Genomic DNA, 18099 nt, shown 5'->3' on the forward strand with positions numbered 1-18099 from the left:
GTCAATGCACTCTGTTCTTGGCTATCTCGATATCGTTCATCAACGCCTTGGCCAAGGCATTCAGATAATCCGCTGCACCTAGCAACTTGTGGTCATCTTCCATGTCGCCTTCGCGCACCAGGTGCTTGATGTAACCCAACAGGATGGAGACTTGCTCGTAGGCATCATCGATCGGGATGCCGGGTTGTACGCGTAGTAAGTCCAATGGTGGGTTGCCGACCTCCAAAAAGGTTTCCACGCCGGCGGTCGTGACGGGTTTGGATTTGTCTGCCATGTCTTCATTCCTCCGGCTTCGATTGTTCACGGGGGAAAAAGGCCAGTACGTGCTCGACCAGTTCGTGGGCGATTTCGGTGGCGTGCATGGCGTTGCCGAGCATGCCCATGCCGGGTTCGCCTGCACGTGCGCGGCAGTGTTCGTCGATGGTCTCGGCGACGCCACGCAGGAGTTCGCTGGCGTGGGCCAGGGCGTCGGGTGGATACATGTCGGATTGGACGGTGAAGAATGGGGTTCGGGGGGATTTGCGGTGGGGTGGGTCGGGGACGTGTTTTTTCATGGTGTCATTCCTATTTCTTGAAGAGGAACTGTCACCTGGATCTTTCTCACGGATTGAAGGTGGCAGCCGTACGCGGGGTGAGAAACCGGGGAAGAAATAGTAAGAGACCCGGCCAGGCCGAAGCCTGCCCACGTACGGCCACCATTGCGGTGCTACTAGATCTATCCATCGGGTTCTCACACCCGGTCACCGAAGCGACCCGAAAACGTTATTCCTGGGGCATGTTCCCGACAACAGCGATAGTTCAGCAGCGGTCGTAGGATAGTTCTCTTTCAAATCGACCTTGAAGTATTAAGTTTCAAGTTCGGAAATGTCTTACGGGGAGTTTGGCGGTGGGGCGGCTAGGGGCTTGTCTTTAGATTTATGGTGTTCTCAAGACCGAGCGCCGCCCGCGCGGCGCATCGCGACGCAAGGCCGCTCCCACATCTGTTTCGGGCCAATTACGCCTGTCAGGCCATAGCTGTCTGCCTTTGGAGGCACCACGAAATATTGTGGTGCGCCCTGGCGCCAATACAGATATCGCGCCGGGCCCACCAGGCTGGGAACCATGGCCTATCAGACATAATTGGTCCGAAACAGATGTGGGAGCGGCCTTGCGTCGCGATGCGCCGCGCGGGCGGCGCTCGATATTCACGGCGCTGCATCTCTCAAGCGAACACCCCAACACCCCAAACACCCACCCCATGACCCATGTCATCGCACCTTCTCGATTCTTGACTAGTCTTAACCTCTGGCAGCCATCAAAAAGCCGCCACCGTGACTACCAAGAGGCGCCGGCCATGTTCCGTGCGTCCACCACCTGATCAGGAGTGCACGATGGACCTCAACCGTCGGCAATTCTTCAAGGTCGCCGGTATCGGCCTTGGAGGCTCGAGCCTCGCGGCGCTGGGCATGGCCCCGACGCCGGCGTTCGCCGAGCAGGTGCGTCACTTCAAGCTGGCGCATACCAAAGAAGCTCGCAACACCTGCCCCTACTGCTCGGTCGGCTGCGGCCTGATCATGTACAGCCAGGGCGATGCGGGCAAGAACGTCAAACAAAGCATCATCCACATCGAAGGCGACGCCGATCACCCGGTCAACCGCGGCACCCTGTGCCCGAAAGGCGCGGGCCTGCTCGACTTCATCCATAGCCCCAGCCGCCTCAAGTACCCCGAGGTGCGCAAGCCGGGCAGCAAGGAGTGGGTGCGGGTCAGCTGGGACGAGGCGCTCGACCGCGTCGCCGACCTGATGAAAAAAGACCGCGACGCCAACTTCATCGAGAAGAACGCCCAGGGCCAAACCGTCAACCGCTGGCTCACTACCGGTTTCCTCGCTGCATCTGCCGCCTCCAGCGAGGCGGGTTACCTGACCCACAAGGTCGTCCGCGCAACAGGCATGCTGGGGTTCGATAACCAAGCACGTGTCTGACATGGCCCGACGGTGGCAAGTCTTGCCCCGACGTACGGCCGTGGCGCCATGACCAACCACTGGTCCGATATCGCTAACGCGAACTTGGTCCTGGTGATGGGTGGCAACGCAGCAGAAGCGCATCCGTGCGGCTTCAAATGGGTGACCGAAGCCAAGGCGCACAACAAGGCGCGGCTCATCGTGGTCGACCCAAGGTTTACCCGTACCGCCTCGGTAGCCGATTACTACGCGCCGATTCGTACCGGTAGCGACATCGCCTTTATGGGGGGGCTGATCAATTACCTGCTGAGCACCGACAAGATCCAGCACGAGTACGTGCGCAACTACACCGACGTGTCGTTCATCGTCAAAGAAGGCTATGGCTTCGAAGACGGCCTGTTCAGTGGCTACGACGCCGCCAAGCGGGTGTATGCCGACAAGTCCGGCTGGGGTTACGAGCTCGGCGACGATGGCTATGCCAAGGTCGACCCGACGCTGCAGCACCCGCGTTGCGTGTTCCAACTGATGAAGCAGCACTACAGCCGCTACACCCCGGAACTGGCGAGCATGACCTGTGGCATGCCGCAGGACGCCATGATGAAGATCTGGGAAGAGATCGCCACCTGCTCGGTACCGGGCAAGACCATGACGATCCTCTATGCGCTGGGCTGGACGCAGCACTCGATCGGTGCGCAGATCATCCGCAGCGCGGCCATGGTCCAGCTGTTGCTGGGCAACGTCGGCATGCCCGGCGGTGGCGTCAATGCCTTGCGCGGTCACTCCAACATCCAGGGCCTGACCGACCTGGGGCTGCTGTCCAACTCCTTGCCGGGCTACCTCACCCTGGCCGGCGATGCCGAGCAGGACTACGCCACCTACATCGACAAGCGCGCCTCCAAGCCGCTGCGCCCGGGGCAATTGTCCTACTGGCAGAACTACGGCAAGTTCCACGTCAGCCTGATGAAGGCCTGGTATGGCGCCAATGCCACCGCCGAGAACAACTGGGGCTACGACTGGCTGCCCAAACTCGACGTACCGGCCTACGACGTGCTGCGCATGTTCGAGATGATGAGTCAGGGCAAGGTCAACGGCTACATGTGCCAGGGCTTCAACCCGATTGCCGCGTTGCCGGACAAGAACCGCGTCACCGCAGCCCTCGGCAAGCTCAAGTGGCTAGTGATCATGGACCCATTGGCCACCGAGACCTCGGAGTTCTGGCGTAACGCCGGGCCGTTCAACGATGTCGACACGGCCAACATCCAGACCGAGGTGATCCGCCTGCCCACCACCTGTTTCGCCGAGGAGGATGGCTCGCTGGTCAACAGCAGCCGTTGGCTGCAGTGGCACTGGAAGGGCGCCGACGGCCCCGGCGAGACCCGCACCGACGTGCAGATCATGAGCGAGCTGTTCCTGCGCCTGCGTCAACGCTATCAGGCCGAGGGTGGCGCCTATCCCGATCCGCTGTTGAACATCAACTGGCCGTACAAGATCGCCGATGAGCCATCCCCCGAGGAATTGGCCAAGGAAATGAACGGCTGGGCGGTGAGCGACGTGACCGACCCGACCGGCGCGCAGATCAAGGCCGGCCAGCAACTCGCGGGCTTCGGCCAGCTCAAGGACGATGGCAGCACCGCCTCGGGCTGCTGGATCTTCGCCGGCTGCTGGACCGAGCAGGGCAACCAGATGGCCCGGCGCGACAACAGCGACCCGTATGGCATGCACCAGGTGCAGAACTGGGCCTGGGCCTGGCCGGCCAACCGCCGGATCCTCTACAACCGCGCCTCCAGCGACCTGCAAGGCAAGCCGTGGGACCCGGAGAAGAAGCGCCTGGTGTGGTGGAACGGCAAGGCCTGGACCGGCACCGACGTGCCCGACTTCAAGGTCGATTCGCCACCCGAAGCGGGGATGAATCCGTTCATCATGAACCCCGAGGGTGTGGCGCGCTTCTTCGCCATCGACAAAATGGCCGAAGGGCCGTTCCCCGAGCACTACGAGCCGTTCGAGACGCCGATCGGGATCAACCCGCTGCATCCCCAGAACAAGAAGGCCACCAGCAACCCGGCTGGCCGCGTGTTCGATTCGGTGTGGGATTCGCTCGGCACGCACGACGAGTTCCCCTACGCGGCCACCACCTATCGGCTGACCGAGCACTTCCACTTCTGGAGCAAGCACTGCCGCTTGAATGCGATCATCCAGCCCGAGCAGTTCGTCGAGATCGGCGAGGTGCTGGCCAACGAGAAGGGCATCAAGGCCGGTGACCGTGTGCGGGTGTCGAGCAAGCGCGGGCATATCGACGCGGTGGCGGTGGTGACCAAGCGGATCCGTCCGCTGCAGGTCAACAACCAGACCGTGCACCAGATCGGTATCCCGTTGCACTGGGGCTTCACCGGTTCGACCCGGCACGGCTACCTGACCAACACCTTGGTACCGTTCCTTGGTGATGGCAACACGCAGACGCCGGAGTCCAAGTCGTTCCTCGTCAAAGTGGAGAAACTCTGATGGCCAGCCAAGACATCATTGCCCGCTCGGCCACCACCACCGTGCCGCCCTCGGTACGCCAGCTGGAAGAAGTCGCCAAACTGATCGACACCACCAAGTGCATCGGTTGCAAGGCGTGCCAGGTGGCGTGTTCGGAGTGGAACGAACTGCGTGACGAGGTGGGCCACAACCACGGCACCTACGACAACCCCCAGGACCTCACCGCCGAGACCTGGACCCTGATGCGCTTCACCGAGCACGAGCGCGACGATGGCAACCTGGAGTGGCTGATCCGCAAGGACGGCTGCATGCACTGTGCAGACCCCGGTTGCCTGAAGGCCTGCCCGAGCCCCGGGGCGATCATCAAGCACGCCAACGGCATCGTCGATTTCAACCAGGACCACTGCATCGGTTGCGGCTATTGCATCACCGGCTGCCCGTTCAACATCCCGCGCATCTCGCAAAAGGACCACAAGGCATACAAGTGCACCCTGTGCTCCGACCGCGTGACCGTGGGCCTGGAGCCTGCCTGCGTGAAGACCTGCCCGACCGGGGCGATCGTCTTCGGCAGCAAGGCGGAAATGAAGGTGCATGCCGACGAGCGTATCGTCGACCTGAAGTCGCGCGGCTACGACAAGGCCGGCCTGTACGACCCCGATGGTGTCGGCGGCACCCACGTGATGTACGTGCTGCACCATGCCGACACGCCGAAGCTGTATGCCGGCCTGCCGGACCAGCCGGTAATCAGCCCGTTGGTGGGCTTGTGGAAAGGCTTCACCAAGCCGCTGGCGCTGCTGGCCATGGGCGCGGCGGTGCTGGCCGGGTTCTTCCACTACGTGCGCGTGGGCCCGCAGCGGGTCGAGGAAGAGGAGCATCCGACGCCACCTGGCGATGGCGTGCACCAAGTGGACCCGTCGGTGCATGTCTATGATCCGAACCGGCCCGGTGGGCAAGGGGAGCAGCGGCCATGAGCGACGAAAACAAACCCATCCTGCGCTACAACGCCAACGAGCGGACCAACCACTGGATCGTGGCGATTCTGTTCATCCTGGCGGCGTTATCGGGGTTGGCGCTGTTCCACCCGGCGCTGTTCTGGTTCAGCCATTTGTTCGGAGGAGGGCCGTGGACGCGGATTCTTCATCCGTTCATCGGCGTGGCGATGTTCGTGTTCTTCCTCGGGTTGGTGATCCGGTTCTGGCGCGCCAACTTCATCACCGCCAACGACCGGCTATGGCTGCGCCGAATCGACCGAGTGATGCTCAACAAGGAGGAGGGCGTGCCGCCGATCGGCAAGTACAACGCCGGGCAGAAGCTCCTGTTCTGGACCCTGCTGCTGTGCATGCTGGTGTTGCTGGCTACCGGCGTGGTGATCTGGCGCGCCTACTTCAGCGAGTATTTCGGCATCACGTCCATTCGCCTGGCCACGTTGCTGCACGCACTGGCTGCGTTCGTGCTTATCCTCAGCATCATCGTGCATATCTATGCCGGGATCTGGATCAAGGGCTCGATCGGCGCCATGCTGCATGGCTGGGTGAGTCGCGCCTGGGCGCGCAAACATCATCAGTTGTGGTACCGCGATGTGACGGGCGACAAGGCCCCGACGGACCACCAAGGCAAAGAAGGATGAGTGCTTGAGCACGATACTCGAACCTGGGCAGATCGAAGCGTCGGCGGTGATGCCGCCGTTCCTGCACCTGCCGCCCCGCAATCTGTTCGAACGGCGCGCCGAGCGCTTGGCGCAGTTGGCCGAGGGCAACGCCCTGGGCGATTACCTGCGGCTGGTGGCGCGGCTCTGTCGTCTCCAGCAGCAGCTTGTGGATAACCCGCCCAGTGGCTTGCCGGTGGCCGAGGAGCGCCAGCGCCTGTGTATAAGTCACGGCCTGCCGCCGCTGGCGGCTGACAGCCTGGTGCGCGAAGGCCCTTGGCTTCCCTGGCTGCAGGTACTGCTGGAAGGTTTCGACGAGGCCAACGACGGCCCCTTGGGCAAGGCTGTGCAGACGCTGCGCGACAGTGCCGAGAGCCAGCGCAAGGGCTGGGGCATCGCCTTGCTCGCCGGCCAGTACGACGCGGTCCCAGCCGCGCTGGTGCCATTCCTCGGCGCGGCGCTGCAAGCGGCCTGGTCGAGCTGGCTGCTGGCGCTGCCCGAGGCCGAACTCAAGCCGGCGGGGAGCCTGGCGCAGTGCCCGGCCTGCGGCTCGCAGGCCATGGCCGGGCTGGTGCGTAACCGTGGCAAGCACAATGGGCTGCGCTACCTGGCCTGTTCGCTGTGCGCTTGTGAATGGCATGTGGTGCGGGTCAAGTGCGTGTACTGCGAGTCGAGCAAGGGCCTGCGCTACACCAGCCTGGAGGACGATCGCCATGCACCGGGCAAGGCACCGCTACGGGCCGAGTGCTGCCCGGGGTGCCAGCGCTACCTCAAGCACCATTACCTGGAAAACGACGCCTATGCCGAACCGCTGGCCGACGACTTGGCCAGCCTGGCGCTGGATATCCGCTTGGACGAGGAGGGCTTTCATCGGCTGGCGCCGAACCTGATGCTCGCGCCTGGCTAGGCGGGAGTGTCTACACTGCAATTACCGCGTCGCCCTTTTCGCGGGTAAACCCGCTCCTACAGGTACACCGTTGTTTCTGAAAACAGCGGTGTACCTGTAGGAGCGGGCTTGCCCGCGAAGAGGCCCGAACAGACAACGGATCAGTTAAGGTAGTACCTGATGTCTTCAAGCCCAGCCAGCGAAACCCCACGCCTGCCCTCGATCGACACCCTCCTGCGCCACCCGGCCTGTCTCCCGCTAATCGACCGCCACGGCCGCGACGCCGTGCTCAACGCCCTGCGGCAACTGCTCGACGACCTGCGCGACCCGGCCCGTAACGGCCAACTCAGCCCAGCGGAACTTGCCGCCGAAGTCCTGCTGGGCCGCGCCGGTGAACGCCTGGCCATTGCGCAGCGCAGCCAGGTGCGCCGGGTGTTCAACCTCACCGGCACGGTGCTGCACACCAACCTGGGCCGGGCGCTGTTGCCGGAAGCGGCCGTCGAGGCCATGCAGACCGCCGCCCGCTATCCGCTCAACCTCGAATTCGACCTGGCCACCGGCAAGCGCGGCGACCGCGACGATCTGATCGAAGGGCTGATCCGCGAACTGACCGGCGCCGAAGCCGTCACCGTGGTCAACAACAACGCCGCTGCCGTGCTGCTGGCGCTCAACAGCCTCGGCGCGCGCAAGGAAGGCATCATCTCCCGCGGCGAACTGATCGAGATCGGCGGCGCCTTTCGCATTCCCGACATCATGGCCCGCGCCGGTGTGCGCCTGCACGAGATCGGCACCACCAATCGCACCCACGCCCGCGACTACGAGGCCGCCATCGGCCCGCGCACCGGCCTGCTGATGCGCGTGCACTGCAGCAACTACAGCATCCAGGGCTTCACCACCCAGGTGCCGACCGCCGAACTCGCGCGCATTGCCCACCAGCACCAGCTGCCATTGCTCGAAGACCTCGGCAGCGGCAGCCTGCTCGATCTGACCCGCTGGGGCCTGCCTGCCGAACCCACGGTACGCCAGGCGCTGGACGATGGCGCCGACATCGTCACCTTCAGTGGCGACAAGCTGCTCGGTGGCCCACAGGCCGGCATCATCGTCGGGCGCAAGGAGCTGATCGCCAAGATCAAGAAGAACCCGCTCAAGCGCGCTTTGCGCGTCGACAAGATCACCCTGGCCGCGCTCGAGGCCGTGCTGGCGCTGTACCGCAATCCGGATCGCCTGGCCGAGCGACTGCCCAGCTTACGCCTGCTGACCCGCTCTCAAGCCGAAATCCAGGCCCAGGCCGAGCGCCTGGCCCCCGAACTGGCGGCGCAGCTGGGCGCGCCATGGGGCGTGAGCGTAGAGCCCGCCCTGGGCATGATCGGCAGTGGCAGCCAGCCGGTGGCGCGCCTGCCCAGCGCAGCGCTGTGCCTGCGGCCACACGTGACGAAGAAGCTGCGCGGGCGCAGCCTGCACGTGCTGGAGCGGGCGCTGCGGGCCCTGCCGGTGCCGGTGCTCGGGCGTATCGACGACGATGCCTTGTGGCTCGACCTGCGCCAGCTGGACGATGAGGCGCAGTGGCTGGCGCAACTGCCCGCCTTGCAGCTGGGGCCGGTGCAGTGATCGTCGGCACCGCCGGCCACATCGACCACGGCAAGACCGCCTTGCTCCAGGCCCTCACCGGCCAGGCCGGCGACCAGCGCCAGGAGGAACGCGCGCGCGGCATGACCATCGACCTCGGCTACCGCTACGCCGCCCTGGCCGATGGTGCGCCGTTGACCGGTTTCATCGACGTGCCGGGGCACGAGCGATTCATCCACAACATGCTCGCCGGGGCTCACGGTATCGACCTGGTGCTGCTGGTGGTGGCCGCCGACGACGGCGTGATGCCACAAACCCGCGAGCACCTGGCGATCATCGAACTGCTGGGAATCCCGCAGGCATTGGTGGCGGTAAGCAAATGCGACCGGGTCGAACCGGCCCGCCTGGCCGAGGTGCAGGCGCAGATTACCGAGCTGCTGGCGCCGGGGCCGTATGCCGGTGCGCGGCAATTCCCGCTGTCGAGCGTTACCGCAGAGGGGATCGACGCCCTGCGCCTGGCATTGCTGGAGGCCGACCAACAGGTGGGGCAGCGCAGTGTGCGTGGTGGTTTCCGCCTGGCCGTCGACCGCGCCTTCGCCGTCACCGGTGCAGGCGTCGTGGTTACGGGTACGGCACTGGCCGGACGCGTCAGTGCCGGCGATACCTTGCTGCTGGGCAAGGCCGGCAAGCCGGTGCGGGTGCGTGGCCTGCATGCGCAGAACCAGGCTGCGCTGGTGGCCGAGGCGGGGCAGCGGGTGGCGTTGAACATCAGCGCCGAACGCCTGGCGGTCGAGCAGGTGCATCGCGGCGACTGGCTGGTGCCCGACTGGCTGCATGCGCCCAGCGTCCGGGTGGACATCGAGTTGAGCCTGCTGCCTGGCGAGACGCGCCTTTTCGAACACTTCAGCGCGGTGCATGTGCACCTCGGCACCCAGGATGTCACCGCGCGGGTCGCGCTGCTCGAAGGCGAGACGCTTGCCGCAGGCCAGCGCATGTTCGCCCAGCTGTTGCTCAACGCGCCGCTGCAGGCCGTGCATGGCGACCGCCTGGTGCTGCGTGACCAGCGTGCACAGCGTACCTTGGGCGGCGGGCGGGTGCTCGACCCGTTCGCGCCCAGCCGGCAACGCCGCAGCGAGGTGCGTTTGCGCCAGTTGCAGGTACTGCGCGATGCCGATGACCTGGAGCAGGCGCTGCCGGCGCTGCTGGCCAGCGCCCCTTCCGGGCTCGACCCGCAGCGCCTGGAACGTCAGTTCAATCGCCTGCGCGATACCTGGAAGCTGCCGGCCGAGGTGCGGGTCATCGCCACACGCCAAGGACAGTTGTTGTTTGCCGACGCGCAGTGGCAGGGGCTCAAGCAACAGGTGTTGGCGCAACTGGCGCTGTTCCACGAACAGGAGCCCGACCAGCTCGGCCCGGACCGGGATCGCCTGCGCAGGTTCTGTGCCCTGCCGCTGGAGCGGCCGGCCTTCGTCAGTCTGGTCGATGAGTTGCTCGATGACGGCGCGATTGCCAGCAGCGGGCCCTGGCTGCACCTGCCCGACCACAAGGTGCAGTTGAGCGAAGCGGACAACGCGTTGTGGGCGCGCCTGCAACCGCGCCTGCTGCAGGGGCAGTTCGACCCACCCTGGGTGCGGACGCTGGCGAGTGAGGAAAACTGTGCCGAGGCCGATGTGCGCCTGCTGCTACGCAAGCTGGCCCGGTTGGGGTTGGTGCATCAGGTGGTGCGTGACCTGTTCTACCCGCAGGCGACGCTGCAGCGCATGGCAGAGCTGTTGCTCGGCCAGGCCAGCGAGACGCCGGTAGTGCAGGTTGCCGCGTTTCGCGATATGTTGGGCATCGGTCGCAAGCGCAGTGTGCAGGTGCTCGAGTATTTCGACCGCATCGGTCTGACCCGCAGGGTTGCCGACCAGCGTCACATCCGCGCCGACAGCGCCCTGGCCCAGCAGCAGGCCAGGCACTGAGTTCAAGGAAGGCAATCGCGCCCGGTGGCGCGGCCGGGCTTCAAACCCGGTTGGGGACGGCAGCCGTTCCCGGGCAGGTTCGACTCCCGCTGCCTTCCGCCAATTTTCTAGCCTTTTCGCAGGCACGCCCGCACACAAGGATCTGCATCGTTCCTGTAGGAGCGGGTTTACCCGCGAAGAGGCTCTCAAGAACGAAGCTAAGCCCGCTCCCCGCACAGATCCAGGGCAAACCACTGCTCTGCCGCGTCGACATCCAGCCCGGCCCCGAGCAATGCGAACATCTTGCCCAGCGCCGCCTCACGGGTCATGCCGCCACCACTGACCAGCCCGGCTGCGCGCAAGCGGTTGCCCGCCGCATAGGTATCGAACACCACCGCCCCCTCCGGGCACTGGCTGATCGCCGCCAGCATCACTCCCCGTGCACGCGCCTCGCGCAGCACCTCCAGCAGTGCCTGGTCATCCGAAGGCCCGGTGCCGCTGCCGTAGCACTCCAGCAGCAAGCCCTGCACGCCGCTGTCGAGCACACCACGCAGGTGATTGGCCTGCAGCCCTGGGAACACCGGCATTACCGCCAGGTTGACCGGCTGGCGTTGCTTGCGGTAGTCGAGTTTGCCAGGCAGCGTTGCAGCGTGTTCGCCCTCGCGGTGGCGGGGCAGAACGGCGAAGGCGTCGAAGGCCTCGCTGCGCAGCTTCGAAGCGCGGCAACCGTGCAGCAGCTGGCCATGGAAGTACAACTGCACGCCAGCGTCCAGGCCCTGCTCGAACTGCCGCAAGGCCCCGCACAGGTTGCCCCAGGCGTCACTGCCCGGTGCGCCGGCCGGTAGCATCGAGCCGGTCAGCAGCACCGGTACCGGCAGGCCCAGCAGCAGGAACGACAGCGCCGCTGCGCTGTAGGCCAGGCTGTCGGTACCATGCAGCACCAGCACGCCGTCGTGCCCGGCGCCTTCCACCGCCGCCACGATGGCATCGCGCATGGCCAGCCAGTTGTGCTGCTGCATGTTGGCGCTGTCGAGCAGCGGGTTCATTTCCTGCAGGGTCCATTGCACCTGTGGAGCATCGGGCAGCACGGCCAGGTGCGCACGCATGCGCGCATCGAAACCACCAGCCGGCGCCAGGCCTTCAGCGGTTTCCAGCATGCCGATGGTGCCGCCGGTGTAGAGAACGAGAAGATTCTTGACTGCACGCATGGAAAGCATCCGTAGCGGTGAGCGGAGATGAAGCAGCCGCCCACGAACGGGGCGGCTGGGAGGCGCAGGATATCAGCGCTGCAGCTGGGCTTGGGCCGCGGCTTTGTCAGCGGCTGTTTCGGCCTGTGGATTGGCCGGCCAGGCGTTGGTGTCCAGGTCCAGGTCGGCGAACTTGCTCGAATCGAATACCGGCTGTTCGATACCGGCCTTGCGCTGGTCGTCGTAGTCGCGCATCACCCGCAGGCCGACCTTGAATAGCAGGGCCAGGGCCACCAGGTTGACGAACGCGAGGCAGGTCATGGTGATGTCGGCGAAGGCGAACACGGTCGACAGATCCTGCATCGAGCCCCACACCACCAGCGCCAGCACCAGGGCACGGAACGCCAGCAGCACCACGCGGTTACGGCTCAGGAACTGCAGGCTGTTCTCGCCCAGGTAGTAGTTGTAGAGGATACAGGTGAACACGAACAGCGACAGCGCGACGCTGACGAACAGGCGGCCCCAGTCACCGACCACGGCGGCCAGCGAGTTCTGCGTCAGGACGATGCCATCGCCTTCGAAGCCTGGGGTGTAGAAGCCCGACAGCAGGATCAGCAGCGCGGTGCAGGTGCAGATCACGAAGGTGTCGAGGAACACGCTGAAGGCCTGCACCACGCCCTGGGCACCCGGGTGTTTCACGGCGGCCACGGCGGCGACGTTCGGTGCGCTGCCCAGGCCCGCCTCGTTGGCGAATACGCCACGTTTGACGCCCATGACGATGGCGCTGCCAAGCAGGCCGCCAAACGCAGGGTCAAGGCCGAAGGCGCTCTTGAAGATGGTTTCCAGCATGGCCGGCACGTGTTCGATCTGGGTAGCGATCACGTACAGGGTGACGCCGATGTAGGCCAGGGTCTTGATCGGCACGAGCAGGTCGGAGACCGCGGCGATGCGCTTGATGCCACCGAGGAAGGTGATGGCCAGCAGCACGGCCAGGACGATGCCGGTGTGGCGTGGATCGAAGGCGAAGGCGTTCTGCAGCGAATGGGTCACGGTGTACGACTGCAGGCCGATGAAGGCGAAGCCGTAGGTGACCAGCAGCAGGATCGAGAACACCACGGCCATGCTTTTACGCTTCAGGCCATGCTGGATGTAGTACGCCGGGCCGCCGCGGTACAGACCATCGCCATCGGCGCGCTTGTAGACCTGGGCCAGGGTGCATTCGAAGAAGCTGCTGGCCATGCCTACCAGGGCGGTGACCCACATCCAGAACACCGCGCCTGGGCCACCCAGGGTCACGGCGATACCGACACCGGCGATGTTGCCGGCACCCACGCGCCCGGCCAGGCTCAGCATCAGCGCCTGGAACGAGCTCAACTGGCCTGCCTGGCCACGCAGCGATTCCTTGAACACAGCGAACATGTGGACGAAGTGACGGAACTGGACGAACCGCGAGCGGATGGTGAAGTAACCGCCGAGACCGACGATCAGCACGATGAGCAGTTTCCCCGAAAGGAAATCGTTGAGTGCTTCGAGCATTGGGAAATGACCTCGATTCTTATTGTTCGCAGGAAAAACCAGCGGGCGGCAGGCGCACCGCTATTCGTTGGGGCGCATGGTTGGCCATGACAACTGTGGTTACAATTTCGCGGGTTGCTCTTACTTGATGCGACTTGATGCTAGAATGGCGTCATTCGCGTCACCTGAGTCTTGCCATGAGCGATCATTTCGCAACCAATCTGAAACTGGCCTGCAGCCATTACCGCTCTATCTCCGAGGTTTGCCGCCAGCTGTCGATGAACCGCGCCCAGTTCAACAAGTACCTGGGTGGGCAGAGCCGCCCGACGGCCTACAACCTCAAACGCATCGGCGACTTCTTCGGCGTCGAGGAATACGAGCTGAACTTGCCGCCCGAGCAATTCGCCCGATTGATAGGCGCACGCGTGTCGCCGCTGGCCGAGGCCCCGCGCGACCCGCTCAGCGAGCTGTTCCAGCCCCTGCAGGCGCAGGCCGGCAATCTCTCGCGCTATTGTGGTTACTACTTCGAATACTCCAACTGCATGTCGGTGCCAGGCTCGATCCTGCTGTCGCTGGTGCACCTGCGCGAGGAGCGCGGGCAGTTCGTCTTCGAGCGCCAGGAGCGCCAGGAGCGCTCCACCGCCACCGACCCGCACGCCGAGGTGCGCTGCCGGTACCTGGGCGTGGCCTACCAGCTGCAGGACCGTTTGTTTCTCATCGACTATGAGTCGCTGACGCTCAACGAGATGAGCCAGACCATCCTGATTCCCAGCTTCAAGAGCCGCATCACCCGCCTCAATGGGCTCAAGACCGGCGTGTCCAGCGGTGACCGCCGCAATCCGGCCTGTACCCGGGTGGTGTGGGAATACCTGGGCGAGGAAATCAACCGCATCAACGCCTACCGCCAGGTCAGGCTGTACCGACCGGATGACCCGCGTATCGACGACGATGTGCGTGAGCGGCTGACGGTGGGACCGCTGAGCAATGGTTTGTTCGAGATCGAGTGAGCATCAGAACAATAGCCCGTGCAGCCAATCGGCGAGCGGGTTGCCAGTATCGAGTAACAACTTGACCGCCATGATGCAGCACACGCTCACCAGGAGTGGCTTGACCAACCGGGGCCCGAAGCGCACTGCGCAGCGCGCCCCCAACTGCGCACCGGCGAACGCGGCCATCGCCATGGCCAGCGCCAGCGGCCAGATGATCGCGCCGCTGAGGGCAAACACGGATAACGCCCCCAGGTTACAAGCAGCGTTCAGTAGTTTGCTGTTGCACACGGCTTGTATCAGGTGCTGCCCTAGGAGAATCACGCAGGCCAGCATGAAGAACGAGCCAACGCCAGGGCCAAAGATGCCGTCATAAAAGCCGATGATGGGCGCGACAGCGAGGCAGAAGAGGCTGCTTGAAACCTTTGCCTTACGCGTTTGCTCGTCCGGTTTGGGGCTGAAGGCGAAATAGGCGGCTACCAAAATCAGCAATAAGGGTACGCATGCTTGCAGAACCGCCTTGGGTACGTAGCTGACCGATAAGGCGCCCAAGGCTCCCCCCGCAAACGACATGACTGCCATGGGGCCACCTCGTCTCCAGTCGAGCATGCCTTTACGGGCAAAGGCGCAGGTGGCTGAAACCGTAGCGGAGGCCGCCTGGAACTTGTTCGTGGCAATGGCGGCCAAGGGCTCGATACCCGCAACGAACAAGACCGGGAGTGTTATCAGGCCTCCGCCCCCGGCAATTGCATCGAAGAAACCGGCCATTAGTGCAACCAGCGCGAGCATGAGGATAAGTGTCAGGTCGAGTTCGATCATTCAGGCGCTCGCTCTCACGCTTGGACCAATAGAGGGTCGTTGCTCAGCACTATGGGTACTGCGCAGGGGGCGTATCCGAACTGGCGTACGAGCAAGCGCCGGTTATCCTGGACCCTGTCGCGACCATGCAAGCCCCGGCAGTTGTTGATCAGCAACGCGTTGTCAGGTTGCAGGACAAATTTCTGAGGTTCGGCGCTATCGAGCATTTTCTCGAAGGCGGCGAAGGCGCGGGCGACTGTGCTGGGTGCCTGCTCATCAAGAGAAAAGCGGTAGCTGTTGTAGCGAAGTGAAAAGCCTCCATTAGCCTCGAACTGCAGCATCGAAACGCATTTGCCTGCCTCACCCTGGCCATCGGAAAAGCAGTCACTGCGGGTGAAGTTGAAGGATGCTGAAGTCAGTGCGAGCGCATCGAGGCTACCGAGGCGTTCAATGATGTCTCGAAGCGGAAATACATAAGTGGGTTCATCGGCAGGATTCCAGCGGGCGGTGAGTATCAGCGCAGAAGGTGCTGGGGAGTGTCCATCGTGTGCAACTGTGGAGCAGTTGTAGGGTGCTTCTGTGTGTGGCCCCAGGCGCAAGCCGGCATGTGAGCTGACTTCAACTTCGGTGCTGGGCGGCTCGTCGAAGTGGGGTACCCAACCGCCCCCCTTGAAGTTACCCACCAGCCGAATTTGTTTACCCTCGTTGTCGATATCGAAAGCGAAACCACGATGGCGTGCCATTGCCAGGAGCAGTTGATTGCGTGAGGCGAGGTATTGGCAATGCGCACTGTTCGCCAATGTGTCGATATCGGGAAGTTGTAAGGGAATCGGGTCGTTGGCGTGGATCATGTGTCTGCACATCAGAGCAGACAGGCCGCCTTCGCTGAAGCGCTGAAGCATCGCACATTGGTTGTTGGTTAGCGTTTTCAGAACGTGTTCGGCGGATGCGAACGCCTGAAATGCCGACCCCTTGGCCTCTGGGCCGCCTGAATCCGCGATTGCCTGGCTGGCCAAGGCAATGGCTTGGCTTTGTTCGTGGCTGAAATCCAGATGTGCGACTTCCGGGTGGTACATTGAACGTTCCTTGTATTCGGTTTTTCGCCAGCAAGTGGGCAAGTCACCATTCAATGCAGTTGAGCTGTGTTATGAAAGACAGCCGCCTCCTAGCCTTGGGTAGGAAATTTCCTTTGCTCTAGGTGTTGAGCGTTGGAGTTTGTGCTGAATACCGTCGGTGGGAGTGACGCGGGCCGCGTGTTGGACTTCCCTGGCAGGAAACCGCAAAATGACCGCTTTCCCCTATCAACCTGTTCGGATCTGCTGACTCTATGCGTATGCGCCTGATGCTGTTGGGTGGTGGCAATGCCCTCGGGCAAGCGCTGATTCGTCTCGGGGCCGAGGAGGACATCGCATTCCTGGCGCCGCGTCCCCCGGAAAACGGCTGGACCCCGGCCACCCTCACCCAGTTGCTCGACGATCATCGCCCCGATGCCCTGGTCAACCTGGCCTATTACTTCGACTGGTTCCAGGCCGAGTCGGTCAGTGACCAGCGCCTGGCCTTGCAGGAACGTGCGGTCGAGCGCCTGGCCGAGTTGTGCCAGCACCACCAGATCACCCTGGTACAACCTTCCAGCTACCGGGTGTTCGACGGCTCGCGCGCCACGGCCTACAGCGAAAAGGACGAACCCGTACCGCTCGGCCAGCGTGGCCAGGCGTTGTGGCGCATCGAGCAGAGCGTGCGCGCGGCCAGCCCGCAGCATGTGCTGCTGCGCTTCGGTTGGTTGCTCGACGAGAGTATCGACGGGGCGCTGGGCCGCTTCCTGACCCGCGCCGAGCAGCCCCAGGAGCTGCTGCTGGCCGATGACCGGCGCGGCAACCCGACGCCCGTCGACGACGCCGCTCGGGTGATCCTCTCGGTGCTCAAACAACTCGATTGCAATGCGCCGCTGTGGGGCACCTATCATTACGCTGGCAATGAGGCCACCACGTTGCTGGCGCTGGGCCAGGCGATCCTCGCCGAGGCCGGCCAGTATCGCCAGTTGGCGGTGCAGGCGCCGACCGCGCAGGCCCACGCCGCGCGTCCCGACGCCAGCGAAGAGCCGCAGCACGCGGTGCTGGCCTGCAAGAAGATCCTTCACACCTTCGGCATCAAGCCCCGCGCCTGGCGCGCAGGCTTGCCGCCACTACTGGACAGATTCTATCGCCATGGCTGACGCCCCCATCCTGATCACCGGCGGTGCCGGCTTCATCGGCTCGCACCTGTGCGATGCGTTGCTGGAAAAAGGCTACGCGGTGCGCATCCTCGACGACCTGTCCACGGGCAAACGCGACAACCTGCAACTGGATAACCCGCGCCTGACCCTGATCGAGGGCGATGTCGCCGATGCCGAGCTGGTGCAGCGTGCCGCGCAGGGTTGCCATGCCGTCGTCCACCTGGCCGCAGTGGCCTCGGTGCAGGCCTCGGTCGAAGACCCGGTGAAGACTCACCAGAGCAACTTCATCGGCACCCTCAACGTCTGCGAGGCGATGCGTGTGCAGGGGATCCGCCGCGTGCTGTTCGCTTCGAGCGCTGCGGTCTACGGCAACAATGGCGAAGGCCAGTCGATTGCCGAGGACACGCCGAAGGCGCCGCTGACGCCCTATGCCGTGGACAAGCTGGCCAGCGAGCAGTACCTGGATTTCTACCGCCGCCAGCATGGGCTGGAACCGGTGGTGTTCCGCTTCTTCAACATCTTCGGGCCGCGCCAAGACCCTTCCTCGCCATACTCCGGGGTGATCAGCATCTTCAGCGAGCGGGTCAGCCAGGGCTTGCCGATCACCGTGTTCGGCGACGGCGAGCAGACCCGCGACTTCCTCTACGTCGGTGACCTGGTGCAGGTGATGGTGCAGGCCCTGGAGCAGGCGCAGGTGGAAGAGGGTGCGGTGAACATCGGCCTGAACCAGGCCACTTCACTTAACCAGTTGCTCAAGGCGCTGGAGCAGGTGGTGGGCAGCCTGCCGGCGATCAGCTATGGCCAGGCACGCTCGGGTGACATCCGCCATTCGCGGGCGGACAACCAGCGCCTGCTGGCGCGCTTCGATTTTCCGCAGCCGACGCCGATGGTCGAGGGGCTGGCGCGGTTGCTGGGCAAGGGCTGAAAGCTGCGGGCTGTCTCGCAG

General features: G+C 64.1%; 15 protein-coding genes and 1 tRNA gene. 10 read left to right on the forward strand and 6 right to left on the reverse strand.

From position 1 onward, the window contains the following. Position 1: 1 nt before the first annotated feature. Together E6B08_RS02965 and E6B08_RS02970 are read right to left on the reverse strand one after the other, a co-directional pair. Positions 2-274, reverse strand: a complete 273-nt coding sequence (locus E6B08_RS02965) for a DUF3077 domain-containing protein (RefSeq protein WP_136912679.1) — start codon at positions 272-274, stop codon at positions 2-4. 4 nt (positions 275-278) lie between these two features. Further along, the gene (locus tag E6B08_RS02970) at positions 279-554 is read right to left on the reverse strand and encodes a hypothetical protein (protein WP_136912680.1); all 276 of its coding nucleotides are present in this window, start codon (positions 552-554) and stop codon (positions 279-281) included. An 816-nt stretch (positions 555-1370) separates the two neighbouring features. On the opposite strand from E6B08_RS02970, the gene fdnG reads away from it, so the two are divergent. The 7 genes from fdnG (at position 1371) to E6B08_RS03005 (ending at position 10578) form a co-directional block, all read left to right on the forward strand. Next, positions 1371-4439: a formate dehydrogenase-N subunit alpha gene (fdnG, locus tag E6B08_RS02975; RefSeq protein WP_136912681.1), complete on the forward strand. Its 3069-nt coding sequence runs from the start codon at positions 1371-1373 to the stop codon at positions 4437-4439. Next, positions 4439-5389, forward strand: a complete 951-nt coding sequence (fdxH, locus tag E6B08_RS02980; RefSeq protein WP_136912682.1) for a formate dehydrogenase subunit beta — start codon at positions 4439-4441, stop codon at positions 5387-5389. Before fdnG ends, fdxH begins: the two co-directional genes overlap by 1 nt. Next, entirely contained in the window at positions 5386-6045 is a 660-nt protein-coding gene (locus E6B08_RS02985; RefSeq protein WP_136912683.1) for a formate dehydrogenase subunit gamma, read from the forward strand. Before fdxH ends, E6B08_RS02985 begins: the two co-directional genes overlap by 4 nt. A gap of 4 nt (positions 6046-6049) precedes the next feature. Then, the gene (fdhE, locus tag E6B08_RS02990) at positions 6050-6970 is read left to right on the forward strand and encodes a formate dehydrogenase accessory protein FdhE (protein WP_136912684.1); all 921 of its coding nucleotides are present in this window, start codon (positions 6050-6052) and stop codon (positions 6968-6970) included. A 159-nt stretch (positions 6971-7129) separates the two neighbouring features. Beyond that, positions 7130-8557, forward strand: coding sequence for an L-seryl-tRNA(Sec) selenium transferase (gene selA, locus E6B08_RS02995; RefSeq protein ID WP_136912685.1), 1428 nt, complete (start codon positions 7130-7132; stop codon positions 8555-8557). Next, positions 8554-10476 (forward strand): selenocysteine-specific translation elongation factor, encoded by a 1923-nt coding sequence (selB, locus tag E6B08_RS03000; RefSeq protein ID WP_136917318.1) that lies wholly within the window; start codon positions 8554-8556, stop codon positions 10474-10476. The genes selA and selB overlap by 4 nt, the downstream gene beginning before the upstream one ends. 6 nt (positions 10477-10482) lie before the next feature. Next, positions 10483-10578, forward strand: a tRNA-Sec gene (locus E6B08_RS03005). Positions 10579-10673: 95 nt separating this feature from the next. On the opposite strand, the gene E6B08_RS03010 is transcribed toward E6B08_RS03005, so the two are convergent. Further along, positions 10674-11663, reverse strand: a complete 990-nt coding sequence (locus E6B08_RS03010) for an asparaginase (RefSeq protein ID WP_136912686.1) — start codon at positions 11661-11663, stop codon at positions 10674-10676. Positions 11664-11735: 72 nt separating this feature from the next. After that, positions 11736-13178: an alanine/glycine:cation symporter family protein gene (locus E6B08_RS03015; RefSeq protein WP_136912687.1), complete on the reverse strand. Its 1443-nt coding sequence runs from the start codon at positions 13176-13178 to the stop codon at positions 11736-11738. A 176-nt stretch (positions 13179-13354) separates the two neighbouring features. Between E6B08_RS03015 and E6B08_RS03020 the strand changes: the two genes are divergently transcribed. Beyond that, on the forward strand, positions 13355-14164 hold the full coding sequence (locus E6B08_RS03020; RefSeq protein WP_136912688.1) for an XRE family transcriptional regulator: 810 nt from the start codon (positions 13355-13357) through the stop codon (positions 14162-14164). A gap of 3 nt (positions 14165-14167) precedes the next feature. Here the strand turns inward: E6B08_RS03020 and E6B08_RS03025 are convergent, their stop codons facing one another. Both E6B08_RS03025 and E6B08_RS03030 read right to left on the reverse strand, forming a co-directional pair. Further along, positions 14168-14962, reverse strand: coding sequence for a TSUP family transporter (locus E6B08_RS03025; RefSeq protein WP_136912689.1), 795 nt, complete (start codon positions 14960-14962; stop codon positions 14168-14170). A 14-nt stretch (positions 14963-14976) separates the two neighbouring features. Continuing rightward, positions 14977-16017 (reverse strand): hypothetical protein, encoded by a 1041-nt coding sequence (locus E6B08_RS03030; RefSeq protein ID WP_136912690.1) that lies wholly within the window; start codon positions 16015-16017, stop codon positions 14977-14979. A 251-nt stretch (positions 16018-16268) separates the two neighbouring features. Between E6B08_RS03030 and E6B08_RS03035 the strand changes: the two genes are divergently transcribed. Together E6B08_RS03035 and E6B08_RS03040 are read left to right on the forward strand one after the other, a co-directional pair. Then, the gene (locus E6B08_RS03035; protein WP_136912691.1) at positions 16269-17153 is read left to right on the forward strand and encodes a sugar nucleotide-binding protein; all 885 of its coding nucleotides are present in this window, start codon (positions 16269-16271) and stop codon (positions 17151-17153) included. Then, positions 17146-18078, forward strand: a complete 933-nt coding sequence (locus E6B08_RS03040; RefSeq protein WP_136912692.1) for an NAD-dependent epimerase/dehydratase family protein — start codon at positions 17146-17148, stop codon at positions 18076-18078. The genes E6B08_RS03035 and E6B08_RS03040 overlap by 8 nt, the downstream gene beginning before the upstream one ends. The last annotated feature ends 21 nt before the right edge of the window (positions 18079-18099 follow it).

This window comes from Pseudomonas putida, assembly GCF_005080685.1.
Classification (GTDB): Bacteria; Pseudomonadota; Gammaproteobacteria; order Pseudomonadales; family Pseudomonadaceae; genus Aquipseudomonas; species Aquipseudomonas putida_V.